The sequence below is a fragment of the Streptomyces sp. MMCC 100 genome, from assembly GCF_041538145.2.
Classification (GTDB): Bacteria; Actinomycetota; Actinomycetes; order Streptomycetales; family Streptomycetaceae; genus Streptomyces.
In genome coordinates, this window is the sequence record NZ_JBGORK020000001.1 from 5368263 (window position 1) to 5390442 (window position 22180).

Here is a 22180-nt window from a genome sequence, read left to right on the forward strand (position 1 = left end):
CAGGGGCCCCGGCGGGTCAGGGCGCGGTCAGCGGGGAGTAGGCGCCCGGCGCGCGGTCGCGGTAGAACTGCCAGCGGTCGCGGACCTCTCGCAGCTTGCCCATGTCGAGGTCGCGGACGACGAGTTCGGTCTCCTTGTCGCTCGCGACCTCGCCGACGAACTGCGCCTCGGGGTCGACGAAGTACGAGGTGCCGTAGAAGTCGTTGTCGCCGTACTCTTCGACGCCGACGCGGTTGATGGCGCCGACGAAGTACTCGTTGGCGACCGCGGCGGCGGGCTGCTCCAGCTGCCACAGGTAGCCGGACAGGCCGCGCGAGGTGGCCGACGGGTTGAAGACGATCTCGGCGCCTTCGAGGCCCAGCGCCCGCCAGCCCTCGGGGAAGTGCCGGTCGTAGCAGATGTAGACGCCGACCTTGCCGACGGCGGTGTCGAAGACCGGCCAGCCGGAGTTGCCGGGACGGAAGTAGAACTTCTCCCAGAAGCCCCGCACCTGGGGGATGTGCGTCTTGCGGTACTTGCCGAGGTAGGAGCCGTCGGCGTCGATGACGGCGGCGGTGTTGTAGAGGACGCCGGGCTGCTCCTCCTCGTACATCGGGAGCACCAGGACGATGCCGTGCTCGCGGGCGAGCCGCTGGAAGCGCTCCACGATCGGGCCGTCCGGGACGCGCTCGGCGTAGGCGTAGAACTCGGGGTCCTGGACCTGGCAGAAGTACGGTCCGTAGAACAGCTCCTGGAAGCACATGACCTGTGCGCCCTGGGCGGCGGCGTCGCGCACCGCCTGCTCGTGGACCTGGATCATCGATTCCTTGTCGCCCGTCCAGGCGGTCTGGAAGAGCGCGGCACGGATCACTCGGCTCATCTTCGGCCTCCACTCGCTCGGTGTGGCGCTCGGTGTACGGCGAGACTAGGGACGGCGGGTGGCCGAAATGAGTGGCACGGTGTCACGTCTGCGGGGGTCGGGCATTGCACGGTGTCACCCCTGCTGTGCGTCGTGCGCGAGGAGCGCGATGTGGACGGAGGCGGCCTGTTCGAAGTCGTCGAGGTCGACGCCGAGGCGGCCCTGTATGGCCTCCAGGCGGCGGTAGAGGGCGGGCCGGGAGACGTGGTGGAGCTGGGCGGTGCGGGACTTGTTGCGGCCGGTGGCGAGGTAGGTGCGCAGTACGGGCAGCAGGTCCTGGTCGGGGCCGCGCAGCAGTCCGTCCAGCTCGCGTTCGGCGAAGGACTGCACGTGCGGGTCGTCGCGCAGCAGCCGTACCAGGCCGCGCAGGTGGATGTCGCGCAGCCGCACGACGGGCGGCAGGTCCAGGGCGGCGGCCGCGGAGTCGGCGACGGCGTCGGCGACGTGCTGGGCCTCGCGCAGCCCTGCGGGGACGTCGGCCCAGTCGGCGCGGGCGTCGGCCGCCGCGACCACGGTGCGGGAGGAGTCCGGTTCCGAACGGAGCCGGGTCGCGAAGTGGGCCGTGAGCGCCCTGGCGTCCTGGTCGGGGGCGAGGCTGAGCAGGACGGCGACGTGGTCGTCGGCGAGCTGGGCGGCGATGCCGGGCAGTCCCAGCCGCCGCAGCACCCGGGCCGGTCGGGCCGGCTCCCGCTCGCGGACGACGAGGGGGACGAAGACGCGCCGGTTGACGGGCAGCCCCGCGGCGCGCGCCCGGGGCAGCAGCTGCCGTGCCGGTACGGCCCCGGTGACCAGGTCGGTGAGCAGGCTCCGTGCGGACTGCTCCTCCCACGAGTCCCAGGAGCCGCCGGCGCCCTGGGCGTGGGTGCCGTCACCGGCGAGCATGCGGTGCAGGACGAGGGCCTCGGCCGCGCGGTCGGCGAGCAGCCGTCCGGCGGCCCGCTCGCCCCGGTAGCCGCACAGCACCAGGCGCCCCCAGCGCTCCCCTCGGCAGCTCAGGTCGGCGCGGATCCAGCCGTCGGCCGACGCGGCACCGGCCTGGCGGGCGATGCGCTCCCAGTCCCGCAGTACGTCGTCGACGGCCGCCCGCTCCCCCGCCGTGGCGAGGACGCGGTGGGCGAGGTTGGTGACGACGACCGGGCAGCCGGCGTGCCGGGCCACCTCGTCGAGCAGGCGCTGCACCGGGGCGCCCGCGGTGATCAGGCCGGTCAGTTCGGTGCGTACGGCCTCGGAGAGGCTGACGGCGGCGAACTTGCGGCGCAGCAGCCGGGACTGCACCTCCTCGGTGAGTTCGGCGAAGGGGAAGGGCCGGTGCAGGACGACCATGGGCAGCCCGCAGCGCTCGGCCGCCCGGCGCATCACGTCGGGCGGGGCGGGGAAGGCGCGGCCGAGGCCGAGCACGACGGCCGCGGCCTCGGCACGGTCGAGGGAGCGGATGTACTCGCCCTGCCTGTCCTCGTCACCGGCGAGGAGCACGCCGGTGGTCAGGACCATCTCGCCGCCGCTGAGCATCACGCCGACGTCGGCGGCCTCGGCGACGTGCACCCAGCGCACGGGCCGGTCGAGCCGGTGTGCGCCGGCCACCACCTCGGGCTGCCCCGCCTGCACCCGTTCGAGGCCGAGGACCTGACGGACCGACAGGGCGGGCTCCCAGGGCTGCTGGGCGGAGGTCTGCGAGGTGGTGGTCATGACGGCGCCTCCTGGGCTCGGGACGCGGCGGTCAGATGCTCCGCAGGGCGCGTTCGAGGATCGCGGCGCCCTCCTCGGCCTCCGCGACGGTGAGGGACATCGGCGGGGCGATGCGCAGGACGCTGGTGCTGTGGCCGCCGCCCTTGCCGACGAGCAGCCCGCCGGCGCGGGCCTCCTCCAGCACGGTGGACGCCGCCTCGGGGTCCGCCTCGTCGGTGCCGGGCCGGGTCAGCTCGACGCCGATCATCAGCCCGCGCCCGCGCACCTCCCGTACGTGCGGCACCTGGGCGGCGACGGCGCGCAGCCGTTCGATGAGCAGTCCGCCGACGCGCCGGGCGTTGCCCTGGAGGTCGTGCTCCAGGAGGTGGTTGAGGTTGGCGAGGCCCGCGGCCATGGTGACCTGGGTGCCGCCGAAGGTGGAGATGCTGTTGGCGTCCAGGCAGTTCATGATCTCGGCGCGGGCGATGACGCCGCCGATGGACATGCCGTTGCCGATGCCCTTGGCGAAGGTCACGATGTCGGGCGGACCGTTCCTCCCGTGGGCCTGCCAGCCCCAGAAGTGCTCGCCGGTGCGGCCCCAGCCGGTCTGCACCTCGTCGGCGATCCACAGGATGCCCCGCTCGTGCAGCACCTCGCGGAAGGCGGCGTACAGACCGTCCGGCGGGGAGGTGAAGCCGCCGACGCCCTGGACGGGTTCGGCGATCAGTGCGGCGGGGGCGCGGGTGTGGCCGAGCAGGTCCTCGAGGTCGGCGACGCAGGCGTCGATGAAGTCCCGGTCGTCCAGGTGGGCGTAGGGCCCGCGGGTGCGGACGCCGCCGTGGACGTAGAGGGTCTGGAGCGGGGACAGAGAAGTCGGCGACCAGCCGCGGTTGCCGGTGATGCCGACGGCGCTGAAGGAGCGGCCGTGGTAGCTGTTGCGCATCGCCAGGATCGCGTTGCTGCGCCGGTGGGCGGTGGCGAGCAGCAGGGCGGTGTCGTTGGCCTCGGTGCCGGAGGTGGTGAAGAAGACGCGGGCGTCGGGGATGCCGGACAACTGGGCGACGCGTTCGGCGAGCTCGACCATCGGGCGGTTGAGGTAGAGGGTCGAGGAGTGGATGATCCGCCCGGCCTGTTCGGCGACGGCCTTGGTGACCTCGGGCAGGGCGTGTGCGGTCATCGTGGTGAGGATGCCGCCGAAGAAGTCGAGGTACTTGTTGCCGGCGGCGTCCCAGACGTGCCGGCCCTCGCCGTGGGTGATCTCCAGCGGGTCCTCGTAGTAGAGGGCGAGCCAGTCGGGCAGGACGGCGCGGTGGCGGGCGAAGAGGTCACGGGTCACGGCCGCACCAGCCCCTCGTAGGCGTCGGGGCGGCGGTCGCGGTAGAAGGCCCACTGCTGCCGGACCTCGTCGATGAGGTCGAAGTCCAGGTCGCGGACGACGAGTTCCTCCTTGCTGTCGCTGGCCCTCTCGCCGACGAACTGGCCGCGCGGGTCCACGAAGTACGACGTCCCGTAGAAGTCGTTGTCCCCGTACTCCTCGACGCCGACGCGGTTGATGGCGGCGACGAAGTACTCGTTGGCGACGGCCGCGGCGGGCTGCTCCAGCTGCCACAGGTGGGCGGAGAGGCCGCGGTGGGTGGCCGAGGGGTTGTATACGAGCTGGGCGCCGCCGAGGCCGAGTTGGCGCCAGCCCTCGGGGAAGTGCCGGTCGTAGCAGATGTAGACGCCGACTTTGCCGACGGCGGTGTCGAAGACCGGCCAGCCGAGGTTGCCGGGGCGGAAGTAGAACTTCTCCCAGAAGCCCTTGACCTGCGGGATGTGGTGCTTGCGGTAGGTGCCGAGGACGGTGCCGTCGGCGTCGATCACGGCCGCGGTGTTGTAGTAGAAGCCGGACTGCTCGACCTCGAAGACGGGGACGACGAGCACCATGCCGGTCTCGCGGGCGAGGGCCTGCATGCGGCGGACGGTGGGGCCGTCGGGCACCGGTTCGGCCCAGCGGTAGTGCTCGGGGTCCTGGACCTGGCAGAAGTAGGGGGCGTTGAAGACTTCCTGGAATCCGATGACCTCGGCACCCTGCCGGGCGGCCTCGCGGGCGTGCTCCTCGTGTTTCGCCACCATGGACTCGGTGTCGCCGGTCCAGGTGGCCTGGACGAGAGCGGCACGTACGACGTTGGCCATGAGCTGCTCCTTCGACACGACGTCAGAGCCTCTACGCCCGTAGAGCAGGCCGTAGAGGGACGAACGTAAGCCTGGCCGGACGGGCTTGCCAAGACCATCGTCGTCAAGGCGCGGTGTCGATCACGTTTCGCACTCCTGTGGGTGAGCGCGAGCGCCTCAGGCCATCGCGGGCGCGCACCTGCCCACCAGTTCGTCCATGGACAGCCCCAGCGCGGCGGCCAGCGCGGCCACCGTGAAGAACGCCGGGGTGGGGGCCCGGCCGGTCTCGATCTTGCGCAGGGTCTCGGCGGAGATGCCGGCCTCGGCGGCGACCGCCGTCATGCTCCGTTCGCCGCGGGCCGCGCGGAGCAGGCGGCCGAGGCGCTCGCCGCGCTCACGCTCTTCGGGGGTCAGAGGGGTCCGCACCATGGCGTCATTCTAATACCGGTTTCCCGTACCGGCCCCGGGTGTGCCACACGCCGGGAGATCCCAATTCAAATACCGGTATAGTAATTGGCATGGTGGAACTGAAGACGGACCCATCGATCGACGCCATGCACGCGGCCGGGCAGGTCGTCGCGCGCGCCCTGACCGCCGTACGGCAGGCCGCGGACGTGGGCGTGTCCCTGCTGGAGCTGGACGCGGTGGCGCACGAGGTGCTGCGGGAGGCGGGCGCGGGCTCGCCGTTCCTCGGGTACCGGCCCTCCTTCGCGCCGACGCCCTTCCCGGGCGTCATCTGCGCCTCGGTGAACGACGCGATCGTGCACGGCATCCCGGACGGCTACCGGCTGCGCGACGGGGACCTGGTCTCCATCGACTGCGGCGCCCTCCTGGACGGCTGGGCCGGCGACTCGGCGCTCAGCTTCGTCGTGGGCGCCCCGCGCGCGGCCGACGTGACGCTGATCGAGACCGCGGAGCGGGCCCTCGCGGCGGGCATCGGGGCGGCCGTCGTCGGCAACCGCATCGGCGACATCGCCCACGCCATCGGCACGGTGTGCCGGTCTGCGGGCTACGGCATCATGGAGGACTTCGGCGGCCACGGCATCGGCCGGCACATGCACGAGGACCCGGGGGTGCCCAACGAGGGCCGCCCGGGGCGCGGGCTCCCGCTGCGGCACGGCATGGTCCTCGCCATCGAGCCCATGCTGATCGCCGGCGGCCGGGACGACTACCACGCGGCTCCCGACGGCTGGACCCTGCGCACGAACGACGGCTCCCGGGCGGCGCACGTGGAGCACACCGTGGCGATCACGGACAGCGGTCCGCGCGTCCTGACGTCGAGGGACGGCCTCTGAGCCGCTCCGCGACCCCTTCGTGAGGGGCTCCGCCTCCCGGCCCTGCGGGGCTCCGCCCTCCCGGCCCTGCGGGGCTCCGTCTCCCGGCCGTGCGGGGCTCCGTCTCCCGGTCGTGCGGCGCTGAGCCCTCCCGGCCGTGCGGCGCTGAGCCCTCCCGGCTTCCCGGCATGCCCGCCGGAACAGAACGTGTCATGTTGGGCATGACCGCGCCCCGTCCGGGTTACCCGGCCCCGGCACGTCGATCAGCGATGCAGCGGAGGTCCGTACACGATGACCAGCGGCTACATGGGCCCGGAGGGCGACCCGTTCGCGGAATTCCTGGCACGCTTCTTCGGCGGACCCAGGCCCCGGCAGATCGACATCGGCCGACTGCTCAGCCAGCCCGCCCGTGAGCTGGTGCGCGGCGCCGCCCAGTACGCCGCCGAGCACGGCAGCCGGGACCTGGACACCGAGCACCTGCTGCGGGCCGCGCTCGCCACCGAGCCGACCCGGGGGCTGCTCAGCCGGGCCGGTGCCGACCCCGACTCGCTGGCGTCGCAGATCGACGAGCGGACCGGCCCGGTGCAGCACCCGCCGGGCGAGGTCCCGCCGCCCACGTCGCTCTCGCTCACCCCGGCCGTCAAGCGCGCCCTGCTCGACGCGCACGAGCTGGCCCGCTCCACCGGCACCGGGTACATCGGCCCGGAGCACGTGCTCAGCGCCCTGGCCGCCAACCCGGACTCGGCCGCCGGGCACATCCTGAACGCGGCCCGGTTCGCACCCTCCAGCATGCCCACGGAACCGCCGGAGACCGCGAAGGCCCGTACCGAGGGTGCCCGGGCCACGAACACGCCGACCCTCGACAAGTACGGCCGCGACCTCACCGACCTGGCCCAGCAGGGCCGGATCGACCCGGTGATCGGGCGCGAGGAGGAGATCGAGCAGACCGTCGAGGTGCTCTCCCGGCGCGGCAAGAACAACCCCGTGCTGATCGGTGACGCCGGTGTCGGCAAAACCGCCGTCGTGGAGGGACTGGCGCAGCGCATCACCGACGGAGACGTGCCCGACGTGCTGGTCGGACGGCGGGTGGTCGCGCTGGACCTGACCGGCGTGGTCGCCGGTACCCGCTACCGGGGCGACTTCGAGGAGCGGATGAACAACATCGTGGGCGAGATCCGCGCCCACTCCGATCAGCTGATCATCTTCATCGACGAGCTGCACACGGTCGTCGGCGCCGGCGGTGGCGGCGAGGGCGGGTCGATGGACGCCGGGAACATCCTCAAGCCGGCCCTGGCCCGCGGTGAGCTGCACATCGTGGGCGCCACCACGCTGGAGGAGTACCGCAGGATCGAGAAGGACGCGGCCCTCGCCCGCCGCTTCCAGCCGATCCTGGTGCCGGAGCCCACCGTCGCCGACGCGATCGAGATCCTGCGCGGCCTTCGCGACCGCTACGAGGCCCACCACCAGGTCCGCTACACCGACGAAGCACTGGTCGCGGCCGTGGAGATGTCCGACCGCTACCTCACCGACCGGCGGCTGCCCGACAAGGCCATCGACCTGATCGACCAGGCGGGCGCCCGCGTCCGGCTCCAGTCCCGCACCAAGGGCACCGACGTACGGGCTCTGGAGCGCGAGGTCGACCAGCTGGTCCGGGACAAGGACCAGGCGGTCGCGGACGAGCAGTACGAGCAGGCGACGCAGCTGCGCGACCGGATCGTCGAGCTGAAGCAGCGGATCACCGAGGCCACGGGCGACGGCGAGGCCGACGAGGGGCTGAAGCTGGTCGTCGGCACCGAGTCCATCGCCGAGGTGGTCTCCCGGCTGACCGGCATCCCGGTCAGCAGCCTCACCCAGGAGGAGAAGGACCGCCTGCTGGGTCTGGAGTCCCACCTGCACGAGCGGGTGGTCGGCCAGGACGAGGCGGTACGGGTCGTCTCCGACGCCGTACTGCGCTCGCGCGCCGGGCTGTCCAGTCCCGACCGGCCCATCGGCAGCTTCCTCTTCCTCGGCCCGACCGGCGTCGGCAAGACCGAGCTGGCCCGCGCGCTGGCCGAGGCGCTGTTCGGCAGCGAGGACCGGATGGTCCGCCTCGACATGAGCGAGTACCAGGAGCGCCACACCGTCAGCCGCCTGGTCGGCGCCCCGCCCGGCTACGTCGGGCACGAGGAGGCCGGTCAGCTGACCGAGGTGGTGCGCCGCCACCCGTACTCGCTGCTGCTGCTCGACGAGGTGGAGAAGGCGCACCCGGACGTCTTCAACATCCTCCTCCAGGTCCTGGACGACGGCCGGCTGACCGACTCGCAGGGCCGGACGGTGGACTTCTCCAACGCGGTCGTCGTGATGACCAGCAACCTGGGCTCCGACGTGATCACCCGGCGCGGCGCCGGCATCGGCTTCGGCGCGGGCGGCGCGGAGGCGGACGAGGAGGCCCGGCGCGAGCAGGTGCTGCGCCCGCTGCGGGAGCACTTCCGGCCCGAGTTCCTCAACCGCGTCGACGAGATCGTGGTCTTCCGCCAGCTCAGCGGCGAGCAGCTGCGGCAGATCACCAGCCTGCTCCTGGAGCAGACCCGCCGCATGGTGCACGCGCAGGGCATCACGGTCGACTTCACCGACGCGGCCGTGGACTGGCTCGCCGAGCGCGGCTACCAGCCCGAGTACGGCGCGCGTCCGCTGCGCCGCACCATCCAGCGCGAGGTCGACAACGAGCTGTCCCGGCTGCTGCTCGACGGCCGGGTCTCGGAGGGCGGCCGGGTGACGGTCGACGTGGAGGACGGGCGGCTGGCGTTCCGGACGCCCGAACAGCCCGTCCCCGAACTGTGACCGTCTACCTCTGTCGCACCGGTTCGACCACCATCGCCGAGCCGCCGCCGCGCCGTGCCTTCTCGGCGGCGGCCAGCCACTTGCCGTTCGGCAGCCGCTGCACGCCGGTGGCGGCGCCGATCTCGGGGTTGAGCTTGAAGGAGTGCCCGAGGGCCTCCAGCTCCGCCCGTACCCCACTGTCGTAGAGGCCGGGTTCGAGTTCCGTCTGGGCGGCGTTGCGCTGGCTGGCGCGCGGTGCGGCGATCGCGTCGACGAGCGGGAGTCCGCGGTCGACGAAGCCGGTGAGGGTCTGGAGCACGGTGGTGATGATGGTGGCGCCGCCGGGCGAGCCGAGGGCCACGACCGGCTTGTGGTGGCGGTCCAGGACGATCGTCGGCGCGATCGAGGAGCGCGGGCGCTTGCCGGGCCCGGGCAGGTTCGGGTCGTGGACCGCCGGGTCGGCCGGGGCGAAGGAGAAGTCCGTCAGCTCGTTGTTGAGCAGGAAGCCCCGGCCCGGCACGGTGATGCCGCTGCCGCCGGTCTGCTCGATGGTGAGCGTGTAGGCGACGACGTTGCCCCACTTGTCGGCCACCGTGAGGTGCGTGGTGTTCTCGCCCTCGTACGTCGTCGGCGCGGCCGTGCCGCCGCTCGCGCAGGGGGCCGGGCGCCTCGGGTCGCCGGGGGCGAGGGGGCTGGTGAGCGCCGCGTCGTCCTTGATCAGGCATGCGCGCGAGTCGGCGTACCGCTGCGACAGCAGCTCCTTCGCCGGTACGTCCTCGAAGACGGGGTCGCCGACCCAGCGCCCGCGGTCGGCGAACGCGATGCGGCTGGCCTCGATGTAGCGGTGCAGGTACCCGGCCTTGTCCGCCGCGGAGAGGTCGGTGCGCTCCAGGATGTTCAGGGCCTCGCCGACCGTGGTGCCGCCGGAGGAGGACGGCGCGATGGAGTAGACGTTCAGGCCGCGGTACGAGGTCTTCGTGGGCGCCTGGAGCTTGGCCTCGTAGGCGGCGAGGTCCTTGGCGGACAGGTCGCCGGGGCGGGCGTTCCAGCCGGAGTCCGGATCGACGGGCGGCTTCTCGACGGTGTCGACGATGTCCTCGCCGAGTTCGCCGTGGTAGATCGCGCCGACGCCCTCGCGGCCCAGCTCCTTGTACGTGCGCGCCAGATCGGGGTTCTTGAACGTGGAGCCGACGACCGGGAGTTCGCCGCCCGGCAGGAACAGCTCGGCGGTGTCCGGGAAGTAACGGAACCGCTGCTCGTTGGAGGCGGTCTGGGAGCGGAAGGTCTCGTCGACGGTGAAGCCGTGCCGGGCGAGTCGCTCGGCGGGCTTGAGCACCGAGGCGAGCTTGCGGCTGCCCCACTGGTCGAGGGCCGTCTGCCAGGTCGCGGGTGTGCCCGGCGTGCCCACGGACAGGCCGCTGGTGACGGCGTCGGCGAAGGCGAGCGGCTCGCCGTTCTCCGTGAAGAGCTTCTCGTCGGCGGTGAGCGGCGCGGTCTCGCGGCCGTCGATGGTGCGCACCGTGCGGGACTTGGCGTCGTAGTAGACGAAGTAGCCGCCGCCACCGACACCGGCGGAGTACGGCTCGGTGACGCCGAGCGCGGCGGCGGTGGCCACGGCGGCGTCGACGGCGTTGCCGCCCTTGCGGAGCACCTCGATGCCGGCGGCGGAGGCGTCCTGGTCGACGCTGGAGACGGCGCCGCCGTAGCCGACGGCGACGGGGGTCTTCGGGTCGGCGGTTCCGCCCCGGTCGGCGGGCCCGCTCTGGTGCGTGGGCGGCGCCGCCGCCCCCACCGAGACCACCACGGCGGCCGAGACCGCCAGGACCGTCAGATTCCGTGCGACAGGGCGACGCATCCGCACCTCCAGGGAAAGGCCGTTCGGGCAGCTTAGTTGACCGTCATGGCCGCGTCAGGAACACGCGGGAAGCGCGTGGCGCACCCGGGGTGAGCCCGTACACCGCGGCCCGTCGAACACAGGTACGCGGACGCCCGCTAGCATGCGCGCCCATGACTGACGACGTACGCAACATCGTCCTGGGTGTGGTCGCGGCAGGCATCAGCGCCACGCTGGGCTGGCTCGCCCGTACCTACCTGTGGAAGCGCAAACTCCGGCGGAAGCAGGCGTTCTTCGGGCTGCCGGACAGTTCCGAGTCGCTGCTCGTCGTCAACCGGGACCCCGCCGCCTCCGAACCGGCGGTCCACCGCTTCGACGTCTTCGCGCTGCTGGAGCTCGCCGCGCTGGTCAAGGACTGCGGCGCGCACGTCCAGGTGGTCACCCAGGACATGGTCGGCCAGGGCTTCGGCGAGCGTACGGAGTTCTGCGTGGGCGGCCCCGGTTCGAAGGGTCAAGTGCCTCCGCTACACCCACAAAGGAGGCAAAGCGGCAGAGCGGCCCGCCCGGTGCTGGGTACCGGGCGGGCCGCTCTGCCGGGAGAGCCAGCCGATCAGCGTCTTGATCCGTGCGAGCACCCATTGCTGACCTCACCCAACCATGCGCTGCGGGCCCCTTGACCAGCTCTCCCTCCGGCTGGACAAACTGCTCGTGACTCAGTCTCGGAAGCGACCCCGGCCCTGTGGCCGCAGAGTCCGCGGGCCGTTCTCGTCCAACATCTGCCGTCATCACCACGCGGAGCAGACGCCGTCGCCCTGCCCTGGGTCTTCGGCCGCCCTCAGAGGTGCAACATCAGTACCCGTTACGACCCCAAGGCTCCTGTAAGCACGGGGGTGCGCATTCGTCACCGAAGATCCGAGGACAAATTCATAGCAACGTCGCGACGAAATGCATCGAGTCGCACTGCCTCGTCGTCTACCAACGCCAGAATCTCAAAGGCGTAGGAAGCGGAGTCAACATCCCTACCTGATGCGATTTCTTCATAGAGGAGCCAAGATCCTCTTTTGACAACCTCAAGGCAACTATCCGCAATGTCATCTTGTTCTCCGTTGACGAGCGTAGCCAAGACAATGAAGAGCTGGCGCCGATGTTCGCGGTGCCCTCCGTCTGCCAGCGAGGCCATGACCATGGACGCGGTGGCCACAGCCGGCTGCATCAGATTGGACTGGACATACGCATGCCCTTCGGCCCACCCCTCTCCCGTGCGGGCGGGCGGACGGGACTCCAGCATCTTTTGGAAGTCCGCCGGAATGTGACTGGCAGTACGACCACACCCACAGGTCAGGGCGGACCACTCATGCAACCCGACCTCAATGGCCACCATGTCGAATTTCTGCATTTAGTTAAGCCCTTCCCAGCGGCCGCCCTGTTCAGGTGTCACTCCTGGGATGAACTGGGACGGGTCGTAATCATTTTGACACCTGACACATACCGGCTTAAGTTGAGGTACTTTGACGCCGTTCACTTTCTCTACCGTTTTGGCGTTTGTGAAGATTATCTTGGACGCATCGCCACCAAGAGCGAAGCATACGTTCCCTTCGGCGCAGTAGCTGTATCCAGGGAACCTGCCTCCTGACGAAGCGAGGGCGATCTGCCCGGTTTCGGTGTTGTAACCACCGACGTACGTGCGTGTGTTTGTGCGACTGCTGTGGTTTGTCAGCGCGAAGTCATCCACCATGGCTTCCGCCTGGGAGAGTTGGCCGCCATGCGTCCACCCAAGTGGTGCATCATGCACTTCCACGGCCGGCGCCGGCTTCTTCGCGCCAGCGGACCCTCGCATCGAGGGAAGTTGAGGCAGGTCCAGAACCAGTCCAGGCGACTTGGAACCGCCCTTGAGAGCGTTCCACACTGGCCCGACTAGACCGTTGAGTCCACCAGTAACGGCTCCAACAAGAAGGTCCGTGGGAGTGGTGGGCTCACATAGAGCTGTGTTGATGGCCCAGGTAAGCCCCATACCGATGGCTGCGTCGGTGACGACGGCGACGCCGAGGGCTCGTCCGCCTTGGAGGCCGAGCTGGCTGGCGAGGGCGGTGCCGGCAGGGGCGAGGAAGCCGCCGACAGCACCGATAACGGCGCCCTGCGCTGTGCTGGCAGCGAAGTCGCCCCAGTCGAAGTCGTCCTGGTGGGTGAAGGCGTAGACGCTGCCGCTGACGACGGAGCCGATGATGGCGCCGATGCACATCGGGCATTGACCGGTGGGGTCGGCGAGGTTGGCGGGGTTGTTGTCGGCGTAGTTGTACGGGGACTGGTTGGGGTTGTCCGCGGCTGCCGGGACGGGGTCCTGGGTAGTGAAGCGGCGCTGGTCGGTGTCGTAGGAGCGGGCGCGGAGCTGGAGGCGGTCGGGGAGGTAGGGGTCGTTGTACTGGCCGGTGTAGCCGTAGGGGCTGGTCTGGCCGCCGGTGATGGTGGCCTTGCCGGTGGGTTTGCCCCAGGGGCCGTAGGTGTAGCGGTAGTTATCAGTGCCTGCTGCGTCGTAGACCGTGCTGACGGAGTTCTGACGGTCCTGGGTGAAGTAGTAGGCGCCGGCGGCGCGGTCCATGGAGCGGGCCGTGCCGTCAGGGTCGTACTGGTAGTCCGCGACGGTTGCGCCGGTGGAGTTGGTGTCGGTGGCTATCTGTGGGAGGGCGTTGTTGATGTCCCACAGGGAGGTGCCGGCGAGTGTGTTGTTCTTCTTGACGGCGGTGCGGTTGCCGTCGGCGTCGTGGGCGAACGCGAAGTTGTTGCTGCCGATGGTGGCGGTTTTGAGGCGACCGGCGGGGTCGTAGGTGTAGGTGCCGTCGTCGTCTTTGGTCTGGTTGCCGTCGGCGTCGTAGGTGTAGCTGGTGGTGGCCGTGCCGGTGGTCGTCGACAGCAGCTGGTCGCCGGCGTCGTAGGTGTACGCGGTGGATGTGCCGGCTTCGGTGGCGGTCTTGAGGTTGCCGACCTTGTCGTAGGTGTAGGTGCTGCCGGTGGTGCCGCTCAGGCAGGAGGTGGTCGAGCTGTCGGTGCAGACGCGGGTCATGCGGCCCGCGTCGTCGTAGCCGTAGCGGGTCGGCTTGCCGGCGGCGGGTGTCTCGGCTGTCAGCCGGCTGTTCGCGTCGTAGGTGAACGTGTTGTCGAGGGTCGGCGTGGTCAGTGAGGCGAGCCGGCCGGCTGCGTCGTAGGTGCGGGTCTCGGTGCGGGCCGTGGTGGTGGGCAGGGTGACGGTGGTGAGGTTGCCGGCCTTGTCGTAGGCGTAGGAGACGGCCTTGCTGTTGGTCGTCTGGCCCGTGATCCGGCCGGTCTCGTCGTAGGTGTAGCTGGTGGAGCGGCCGTCGGGGTAGGTGCGTGACTTGAGGGTGTCGTCGGTGTTCCAGCGGTAGGTGAAGGGCTTGCTCGCACCCGGCGCTGTGATCGTCTCGATCTTGTCGTCGTCGTCGTAGGTCAGGGTGCGGGTGCCGGTGGCGTCCGTGACCTTGGTGATGCGGCTGGCGTCGTCGTAGACGTAGGTCTGGGCGGGGGTGCCGTCGGAGTAACTGATCTTTGTCGGCAGGTTGCGGGCGTCGACCGTGGTGGTGATCGTCTGTGCGCGGGCGTTGGTGTATGTGGTGCGGTTGCCGTCGAGGTCGTACTCGTAGGAGACGGTCTTGCCGAGCGGATTCTTGACCGACGTCAGCTGGCCTTCGGCGTTGTAGCCGTAGGTGCTGGTGTGGGTGTTGGCGTCGGTGCTGGTCGCGAGGAAGCCGGCGGTGTTGTAGGTGAAGGTGGTGGTGCCGGTGTCCGGTGCGGTGACCTTCGTCGGGCGGTTCAGCGTGTCGTACTCGTAGCCGGTCTTCTTGCCGCGGGCGTCAGTGACGGCTGTGATGTTGCCGACGGCGTCGTAACCGGTGGTGCGCTGGTGGCCGAGCGGGTCGGTGACGGAGGTCGGATGGCCGGCCGGGCCATAGCCGAAGGACCAGGTGTACTTCGACGGGTCGGCGCCGGTGGCGTTGCCGCGCGGGTCGACGACCGTGGCGAGCTGTCCGTCGTCGTTGTACGTGTAGGTGGTGCGCTCGTCTTCCGGGGTGACTTCGGCCGACAGTTGCCCGTCGTCGTTGTACTCGTAGCGTGTCGCGTCTCCGCGCCAGGGCTTGGAAGTGGCGAGACGGCCTGCTTCGTAGGTCAGCGTCATGCCGTGGCCGAGGCCGTCCCGTGTCGTCTCGACGGCTCCGTTGTCGTCGTAGGTGACGGTACGGGTGTGGTTGAGCGGGTCGGTGACCGACAGCGGGCGGTTGTCGGCGTCCCAGGTGAAGGCCGTGGTCTTGCCGAGCGGGTCGGTGACGGTCTTGCGGTTGCCGACCTTGTCGTAGCCGAACGTCCACGTGTACTGCTTCGCGTCCGCTCCGGTGGCGTTGCCCCGGGCGGTCACGACCTGGATCTGGTTGCCGGCCTTGTCGTACTTGTAGGTGACGGTAGCTCCGCGCCGGTTGGTCTCCTTGGCCAGGCGGCCGACGGGATCGTAGTCGAGCACGGTCGTCTTCTGCGCCGGGTCGGTGACGCTGGTCAGGCGGCCTGCGTCGTTGTAGCCGTATGCGGTCGTACGCTTCGCCGCGTCAATAACCGTGCGGAGATTGCCAGCCTCATCGTAAGCGAACGAGGTGGTGTGGCCGAGGGCGTCGGTGACGGTCTTGACGCGGTCGGCGGCGTCGTAGGTGTAGGCGGTCGTGTACTTCGCCGGATCCGCACCGTCAACGTTGCCGCGCGGATCGACGACTGTCTTCACCTGCCCGGACGGGAAGTAGGTGTAGGTGGTCCTGTTGCCCTTCGGCGTGGTGACCGACGTCAGGTTGCCGTCGGTGTCGTAGCCGTAGGACGTGGTCTTACCGCCCGGGGTGGTGACGGTCTTCAGCAGGCCGGTGGCATCGTCGTAGCCGTACGAGGTGACCTTGCCCAGAGGGTCCTCGACCGTGGCGACCTGGTTGGCGGCGTTGTACCCGAATGTGTACTCGTTGTACTCGCCGTCCTCGTACGTCTCCACGTTGCCATTGACGTCGTAGCTCCACTCCTCGTCCGACGCGGAGCTGGACCGGCGCTCGAGGCGTCCCGAGGTGTCGTACTCGTACTCGGTCTCGCGGACTTCCGCATCAATGGTGCTCGTGCGGTTGAAGAACTCGTCGTAGCGGTAGTAGCTCTTGTTGTTCAGCGGGTCGATCTGGGTGAACAGAACGTTCTGGTAGTAGACGTCCGTCCACACCCCACCGTCCGGAGCGGTGACGTCGACCTGGTCGAAGGAGCCGTTCTTGCTGTAGGAGAACGTCGTCTCGTGTCCCAGGGCGTCCGTCTGGCTGGTCACCCGGCCCTGGGTGTCGTAGAGGTTGAAGGTGACCCGCTTGCCACGGGTGTCGGTGACCCTGTCCAAGCGTCCCGCGGTGTCGTAGGCGTAGGCTTCCGTCTCACCATCCAGCCCCGTCACTCCGGTCAGGCGGGAACCGGTGTAGCCGTAGTTGACCACACGGCCATCCGCCAGTGTCACCTTGTCCAGCAGGTCGCCCGTGTAGGCGAGGACCGCCTTGCGGCCGGCCGCGTCCGTGATCGCCGTCGGCTTGCCGCCGGTATACGTCAAGGCCAGGCCCCGGCCGGTGCGGTCCTTGACCGCCGTCAACTGCCCGGAGCCGTTGAAACTGTAGGTCGCATGGTCGGCAGTGGTCAGCTTGAAGCCGCTGCCGTCAACGGCCAGCGTGGAACGCGCCTCAGCAGGAGTGTCGAACTCGCCGCCCGACGCCTTGGTATAGGTGTGCCGCGTTCCGCCCCCGCCGACCAGGACCGCGTCCCCGTCGGCCTCGAGTTGCAGCCGCGTCTCCCACGGCAGGTTCCAGCCCTTCCCCAGAGCACCGGTGAACGTGTTGTCGGAGGAGTAGACCCGCCCCACCGAAAGCGGTACTCCCGGCGCGGGGACCTGCGCATCGGTGAACGCTTCGGTGAAGGCACCCGTTGCCGTGTTCACCGGGTCAGCACGCATGACCGTCGTGCCCGTTGCACCGCTCGCGTCCCCGCACACTGCTGCACACGCAGCACCGTCCGGCAGAGAAGGGACGATGTAGAACATGTTGTACGCGCCGCAGCCCCCCTCGTCCGTGGGATCGTCCGCTACCCGCGTGCACACAAAAATGGTGTAGCTCGGGAGCGGGTACTCGCACTGCGTCGTCGGCACCGTGAACGTCGCGTTCACCACGGGAAACTCACGATCGGAGTTCAACGTCGGCGCCTGCACCGTCTGACCGAAGTCGAAGGACTGATCCTCCTCTTCACCGGAGTGGCAACTGGTGTAGTCCACCTGCCAGGTCACCTTCACCGGGTGTACTTCGTCGTCTTCACCCCCGACCTGCCAGATCGCCGCCGACACCTGCAGCGGCTCCCCCGGCACCGCCGCACCGATGTGATTGCCCAGCGTCATCAGGAAGCCGCCCTGCTGGGCGGCCGTGTTCCCGAACGGGTCCTGCGACACCACGTACAGAGCGCCAGCGGAGTATGACGCAGCGGTCGCCGCCTGACTGCGGGTGGTGAAGGATGCCTGGGTGACAGGACTGCCGGAAGGAGCGGGCACAGCAGGCGACTCCGGCCCCTGGGAGCGCAGCCGCTTCTGGTTTTCCTTCAGCAGCTTGATCTGCTCCGCCGTCGTCGGCTTGCTCTGCGTCGTGGGAAGCGCATGGGGCTTGACGGGCTTCGCCTTGCCTCGCGTCTGCTCACGCCGCTGTTCCGGCGTCACCGGCTCCTGATGAGCCGCCGGCTGCGGCCCCCGATAGCTGTACGCCTCGACGACCCCACCGGCGCCACCTCCTGAGACCTTGACCAGCCAGCCACCGCCCGCAACCACGGACAGCACCACCAGCACGATCAACGCCCGCACCCGCCCAGACACAGACGCCAGCACTCCCCCACCCCTTTCACTGCATGCACACAAGGCAACGCACCTTTGCACAACCTCAAGATCCTGAAGAGTTTCAGCCGTGCGATCAAGGGGCCCATCGCAGACTGGCCGGTTGTCATACCTTTGCCGAGCGTGTCGGCAATCAACTCGGCGGACAGCACAGGCAGTTCAGTTGAAGCGCTCACCCGATAATCTCTGAAACTCGCCACCACATGGCTTGAATCGCCCTCTCGAGCCGCGCCGCCTCACCATCCGCAGTCGCGGCCTCTCCCTTCAAGGGCGACCGTCAAGACCGCGCGCGACCCACCACAAGCACTCCTTCACTTTGAGCAACAGTTTCGTAACGCACAGTTATACATTTCGTCGCATTCGACTTCAAATGCGGCCATTTGGGGCCTTGATCGCCGCGTGGAGATGCCGTCAAGATCTTGTGGCGGTCGCGACGAGGCGACGATCCAAACTTCACCCGCTGATGGGAATTCTCGCGGTTCTCGCCATCAATCCACGAGCCTGCGTCGATGCGGCAAGGCAAGACGAGAACCTTTGAGTTCCTCACCATCAAGGGCGAATCGATAGAATCGAAAGGGAGTATTAGTTGATAGCGCCAAAAATCAGGAGAACTGCTGTAGTTGCGCTCGCGTTGGCAGCAGTTACTGCGTCTGCCCCTGCCTTCGCGTTCAATGCGTCGACTGATGGGGCATATGCCTGGACCACAAGCGACGATCATTACGCGAACATCAAGGACACGGCGAAGGACGGTCATCCAGTCAAGGCTCAGTACTACCGCTTGTACGATCTCGACGTGCTTCGGACTCTGTGGGAAAAGAGCGGATACGGACACAGCAACACCAGCGGCTACGGGTCACTGATCACCAGGATCAAAGCCTGCGAGTACATCAACAACTGGCCCGATGAGTGCAGCGCATGGGACGACGACTGACCTCGACGAGGCAGATGGCGGATCGCCCTCGTCGGGGACTGGGGCGAAGAGCGACGAAAGGGAAGTTCCATGGAGATGAAGAAAACGGCGGCAGCCGTGATTGCAGTAGCTGCACTCACAATGTCCACGCCGGCATTCGCAGGAGAGATCAACGCCTCAACGAACGGGGCCTATGCCTGGACGTCGGGCAACGTTCGCCACTACGCGAACATCAAAGACACGGCAGCGGACGGCCACCCGGTCAAGGCCCAGTACTCGCATCCGTACTTCAGTGAAAGCGTCTCGACCCTGTGGGAGAAGGCTGGCTACGGAAACTCGAACAGGAGCGCCTATCACTCCGACGAGATCTGGCGCATAAAGGCTTGCGAGTACATCAACATGTGGCCCGATGAGTGCAGCGGATGGGACACCGACTGATCCGGCGCTGAAGGCGCGCGTACCTGTGAACGCAAGGCATTCTATCGGTGCTTTGCATGAACCAGGCACGCGCCCCGGAGGGCGCGTAGTGAGCCAAAGCCGCTACGCGCCTTCACGCTCAGAGATAGAGACAATATGCGAGAGCAGGAACATTGAAATCGGCGGAATCAGCGGCGGTGCTGGAGATATGCAATCTCCGGTACCGAGTGCGCGACCGGATCATCCTCAACTCTGTTGACCTGACAGTGGCCTCTGGGGAGTCGGTCGCGATCTCCGGGCCAAGCGGCAGCGGGAAATCGACGCTATTGATGTGTGCACTGGGCCTGCTGAAGCCGGACGAGGGTTCCGTGCTAGTGCGCAGCGAGAGAATCGACCGCCTCTCCGGGCGACGGCTGCTGCGGCACCGACGGGAATCGATCGGCGTGGTCTTCCAGTCCGGTGAACTCCTTCCGGAGCTTACCCCGGTGGAAAACGTCGCCGTCGCTGCGTTGCTCGACGGAGTTCCACGCGCCGAAGCATTCACCAGGGCTGAGCGCTTGCTCGCCGACCTCAAGCTGCCGACTGACGCGACGGACACGGGAGCGCTGTCTGGTGGTGAACGCCAACGCGTCGCCGTGGCTCGTGCATTGATCAACAAGCCTGCGCTCCTCCTGGCCGACGAGCCCACAGGGGCCCTGGACTCGGCCACCCGTGAAACGGTCACCGATCTCCTCTACAGTCTGCCCGACCGCTGGAACTGCGGCCTTGTGCTCGTCACACACGACTACGCCGTGGCTCGACACGCTCAGCGGCGCCTCCTGCTCCAGGACGGACGTCTGACTCCAGCACCTCAACGCGCGGAAGCGGAATGCGGAGTGGCCAAGTGAAGCACCGTCCTTTGTCGCTTCAGCTCTTTCGAGCCGGATGGAAGACGAGCCTCTCCAGTGAGGGCGGGCGGCTGAGGTTCTGGGCAATCTTCCTGGCCACATCTCTGCTTGCCCTGACGCTGGGTGGACTGGTCCTCGCGCACGCCACCTACGAGGGCCGGGAACTCCGGGGAGCCGCACGCGCACCACAGATCCTCAGAGAAGCGCAGCGGAGCGAGGCCGTGGCTCTCTGGTCTTGGGACACCGACGATGTTGATGGGCGCCAGTTCGCGGTGGTGTACATCGAACCGTTGGCGTCGGATGCCCCGCTGCCTCCCGGGCTCGACCGCTGGCCCCATCCAGGTGAGGTCCTGCTGTCGCCTGCTCTGTTGAAAGCGGGCGAGAGGGAAGGCATTCGGACTCGATACGGCAAACTTGTCGGCACAATCGGAGTGGAGGGGCTGGAGGCGCCGGAGGAGCGCTTCGCCTACGTCCGGCCCCGTGCGCATCTACTGGATAAGCAGGACATGCACCCTGTCGCGAGCTTCGGTCTGCGACGGGAGGGAATCGCTTCGCTTGGCGAGAGTATGTCTATTCCTGACCTGTCGGTCTTGGCCGCAGGGCTCGCCGGGTTCACGCTGTTGCCCGCCGCCGCCCTTGCTGTGACGGCCGTACGCATTGGATCGGCGGCCCGGCAGCGAAGGCTGGCACTTTTCGAAGCCTTGGGGGCAGGCGCAGGCTCGCGGATGGTGTTCACCGTGGGTGAGGTGACTGGCCCCTCATTGCTCGGTCTCGGCACGGCCGCTGTCGTCCTCAGTCCGGCTCTCCTCACCGACATACCGTTTCCCTGGGTCGACTTCACCCTCAGCGTCCAGGACGCTCGGCGTGCCGTGCCATGGTTGGTGGCTGCAGGCGTGGTTGCGTTTGCCGCGTTGTTGGTAGCGGCCGTGCTGCTGCACCCCCGGCGCCCCGCTGAGGGCTCGACGCGCCCTGTTTCCCGCTTTCAACGCCAGCGGGCCTGGTTGCCTTGGCTCTTCCCGTTCGCCATGCTCTTCGCGGTGCGCGGTTCGGAACTCGCCGGCGACGAACTGCGTCTGCCCGTCTACGCACTGGGTGTCGCAGGAGTACTGGCGACGCTCCCCTCGGTCATTGCCGCTCTCACTGGCTGGTTCGGGGGGCGGATCGCCCGTGCGGGCAACAAGCTGGGACGCCCAGGAATGCTCGTGGCCGGACGCAGGATGGCCACCCAGACCAGGGTCACTGCGCGCTTCGTCGCCGCCGTGATCGTCATGATCGGTCTTGTGGCCCAAACTCAGCTCTGGACCAGCTTGCTGGGCGAGAACGCGACAAACGCCTTGTCCACACGGGACCGAATTGGCACCTCACTCCTGACCGTCTCCCCCTACCCCGGAGACCGGGAGCGGATGGCGGATTTCATGGCTGCCCTTCCCTCCGACGCCCATGCACTGCTTGCACAGCAGAGCGCCCCGGGCGGCAACGATGCCGCAACCCTCCTACTCACGGGCTCCTGCGCGGCTCTGAAAGCCGTCAAGCTGCCTTGCTCCGCGGCAGGGTCCTCGGACGTGAAGCCTCGTGATACGCGTATCTCAGAACTGCTCCGCTGGACCGGCGGCAGAGCCGACGCCCAAGTGGTGGCGCAGCAAGGCCGGGTGGACGGCGTCAAAGTAGCGGATGACGAGGTGCTGTCACTGCTCGTCGTCTCCCAATCGGGAAACGATCTGTCGGTGCCCGCGCTCAAGGAGACCGCGCACGCACACCTGAGCGTGCAGGCCAGCGTGGAGCCCTTGGGCAACAGTTGGCTCCTGGGTGCGAAAGACCTCGCGGCGTCCGCTTCGTGGGTGCGGCTGCTTGGGATGATCGGTGCCTGTCTGACAGTAGTGGCCATCGGCTTCACCGCACTCGCCGAATTCCTGCGCTTCGGTCGGGAAGTGGCACCACTCTCGGTGCTTACCGGCGGTAACAGGATCTTCGGTACCATCGTCACCTGGTCCTTGCTGGCGCCCACGCTGGTGGCGGCGGTGCTTGGGAGCGTCATCTCCCTATGGTTGACCGCCCCCATTACCGTCGGCGGCAGGCAACCCGTGCCGGATAGTCTCTACCTCATCCTCGCGGTCGTCACGAGCGCATGTGCAGTGCTGCTGTGCCTGTGGGGCTGGCGATCCGCAGCAAGAACAGCCACTTCTTGGAGACCAGTCGGAGACTGAACTGACCGGATGAGAGCAGGGGGAGAGGTGGCTGGTCGAACGACAGATCACCGCAAGTGCGCGAAGCCAGCTGTCAGCTGCCGGAACCTGGAGCACACGGATTTCGCCCGTATTGCAGTCTAGGATGCACCTGCTGAACCGCAGCCACCGGCCCCGTGGTTCCTGCGTTCTCCCTACGAAGGCCCTCGCCGCGACGAGGGCCTTCCG

General features: G+C 68.5%; 14 protein-coding genes and 1 pseudogene. 7 read left to right on the plus strand and 8 right to left on the minus strand.

The window, feature by feature from the left end; translation table 11 throughout:
* Window positions 1–16: 16 nt before the first annotated feature.
* The 5 genes from ABS735_RS24955 to ABS735_RS24975 all read right to left on the minus strand — a co-directional run bounded on the left by ABS735_RS24955 (window position 17) and on the right by ABS735_RS24975 (window position 5146).
* The gene (locus tag ABS735_RS24955; RefSeq protein ID WP_219179102.1) at window positions 17–859 is read right to left on the minus strand and encodes a nitrilase-related carbon-nitrogen hydrolase; all 843 of its coding nucleotides are present in this window, start codon (window positions 857–859) and stop codon (window positions 17–19) included.
* A gap of 114 nt (window positions 860–973) precedes the next feature.
* Window positions 974–2584, minus strand: coding sequence for a PucR family transcriptional regulator (locus ABS735_RS24960; protein ID WP_373900332.1), 1611 nt, complete (start codon window positions 2582–2584; stop codon window positions 974–976).
* A gap of 31 nt (window positions 2585–2615) precedes the next feature.
* The gene (locus ABS735_RS24965) at window positions 2616–3899 is read right to left on the minus strand and encodes an aspartate aminotransferase family protein (RefSeq protein ID WP_373900330.1); all 1284 of its coding nucleotides are present in this window, start codon (window positions 3897–3899) and stop codon (window positions 2616–2618) included.
* On the minus strand, window positions 3896–4738 hold the full coding sequence (locus tag ABS735_RS24970) for a nitrilase-related carbon-nitrogen hydrolase (RefSeq protein ID WP_373900328.1): 843 nt from the start codon (window positions 4736–4738) through the stop codon (window positions 3896–3898). The genes ABS735_RS24965 and ABS735_RS24970 overlap by 4 nt, the downstream gene beginning before the upstream one ends.
* A gap of 156 nt (window positions 4739–4894) precedes the next feature.
* Window positions 4895–5146, minus strand: a complete 252-nt coding sequence (locus ABS735_RS24975) for a helix-turn-helix domain-containing protein (protein WP_373900326.1) — start codon at window positions 5144–5146, stop codon at window positions 4895–4897.
* Between the two features lie 89 nt (window positions 5147–5235).
* Between ABS735_RS24975 and map the strand changes: the two genes are divergently transcribed.
* Window positions 5236–6012, plus strand: a complete 777-nt coding sequence (gene map, locus ABS735_RS24980) for a type I methionyl aminopeptidase (protein ID WP_373900325.1) — start codon at window positions 5236–5238, stop codon at window positions 6010–6012.
* Window positions 6013–6282: 270 nt separating this feature from the next.
* The gene (locus tag ABS735_RS24985) at window positions 6283–8811 is read left to right on the plus strand and encodes an ATP-dependent Clp protease ATP-binding subunit (RefSeq protein ID WP_373900324.1); all 2529 of its coding nucleotides are present in this window, start codon (window positions 6283–6285) and stop codon (window positions 8809–8811) included.
* Between the two features lie 4 nt (window positions 8812–8815).
* On the opposite strand, the gene ggt is transcribed toward ABS735_RS24985, so the two are convergent.
* Entirely contained in the window at window positions 8816–10645 is a 1830-nt protein-coding gene (gene ggt / locus ABS735_RS24990) for a gamma-glutamyltransferase (RefSeq protein WP_373900323.1), read from the minus strand.
* Window positions 10646–10797: 152 nt separating this feature from the next.
* Here ggt and ABS735_RS24995 point away from each other — a divergent pair.
* Window positions 10798–11130 (plus strand): annotated as a pseudogene (locus ABS735_RS24995) (hypothetical protein); the annotation flags it as partial.
* Between the two features lie 395 nt (window positions 11131–11525).
* On the opposite strand, the gene ABS735_RS25000 reads toward ABS735_RS24995, so the two are convergent.
* Complete coding sequence (locus ABS735_RS25000; protein WP_373900322.1) at window positions 11526–12020, minus strand: hypothetical protein; 495 nt, start codon at window positions 12018–12020, stop codon at window positions 11526–11528.
* Entirely contained in the window at window positions 12021–17549 is a 5529-nt protein-coding gene (locus ABS735_RS25005) for a DUF6531 domain-containing protein (RefSeq protein ID WP_373900321.1), read from the minus strand.
* 799 nt (window positions 17550–18348) lie between these two features.
* Between ABS735_RS25005 and ABS735_RS25010 the strand changes: the two genes are divergently transcribed.
* From ABS735_RS25010 to ABS735_RS25025, 4 genes are all read left to right on the plus strand, one after another.
* Window positions 18349–18486, plus strand: coding sequence for a hypothetical protein (locus tag ABS735_RS25010; RefSeq protein ID WP_373900320.1), 138 nt, complete (start codon window positions 18349–18351; stop codon window positions 18484–18486).
* 69 nt (window positions 18487–18555) lie between these two features.
* Complete coding sequence (locus ABS735_RS25015) at window positions 18556–18903, plus strand: hypothetical protein (protein WP_373900319.1); 348 nt, start codon at window positions 18556–18558, stop codon at window positions 18901–18903.
* 206 nt (window positions 18904–19109) lie between these two features.
* Window positions 19110–19769: an ABC transporter ATP-binding protein gene (locus ABS735_RS25020; protein ID WP_373900318.1), complete on the plus strand. Its 660-nt coding sequence runs from the start codon at window positions 19110–19112 to the stop codon at window positions 19767–19769.
* Window positions 19766–21973 (plus strand): hypothetical protein, encoded by a 2208-nt coding sequence (locus tag ABS735_RS25025; protein WP_373900317.1) that lies wholly within the window; start codon window positions 19766–19768, stop codon window positions 21971–21973. The genes ABS735_RS25020 and ABS735_RS25025 overlap by 4 nt, the downstream gene beginning before the upstream one ends.
* Window positions 21974–22180 lie beyond the last annotated feature (207 nt).

What these genes read in the sequence shown, in the direction of transcription:
- ABS735_RS25000 (WP_373900322.1), bottom strand. Translation starts at nt 12,020, where the DNA reads ATGCAGAAATTCGACATGGTGGCCATTGAGGTCGGGTTGCATGAGTGG.
- ABS735_RS25015 (WP_373900319.1), top strand. Translation starts at nt 18,556, where the DNA reads ATGGAGATGAAGAAAACGGCGGCAGCCGTGATTGCAGTAGCTGCACTC.
- ABS735_RS24985 (WP_373900324.1), top strand. Translation starts at nt 6,283, where the DNA reads ATGACCAGCGGCTACATGGGCCCGGAGGGCGACCCGTTCGCGGAATTC.
- ABS735_RS24975 (WP_373900326.1), bottom strand. Translation starts at nt 5,146, where the DNA reads ATGGTGCGGACCCCTCTGACCCCCGAAGAGCGTGAGCGCGGCGAGCGC.
- map (WP_373900325.1), top strand. Translation starts at nt 5,236, where the DNA reads ATGGTGGAACTGAAGACGGACCCATCGATCGACGCCATGCACGCGGCC.
- ggt (WP_373900323.1), bottom strand. Translation starts at nt 10,645, where the DNA reads ATGCGTCGCCCTGTCGCACGGAATCTGACGGTCCTGGCGGTCTCGGCC.
- ABS735_RS24970 (WP_373900328.1), bottom strand. Translation starts at nt 4,738, where the DNA reads ATGGCCAACGTCGTACGTGCCGCTCTCGTCCAGGCCACCTGGACCGGC.
- ABS735_RS24955 (WP_219179102.1), bottom strand. Translation starts at nt 859, where the DNA reads ATGAGCCGAGTGATCCGTGCCGCGCTCTTCCAGACCGCCTGGACGGGC.
- ABS735_RS24960 (WP_373900332.1), bottom strand. Translation starts at nt 2,584, where the DNA reads ATGACCACCACCTCGCAGACCTCCGCCCAGCAGCCCTGGGAGCCCGCC.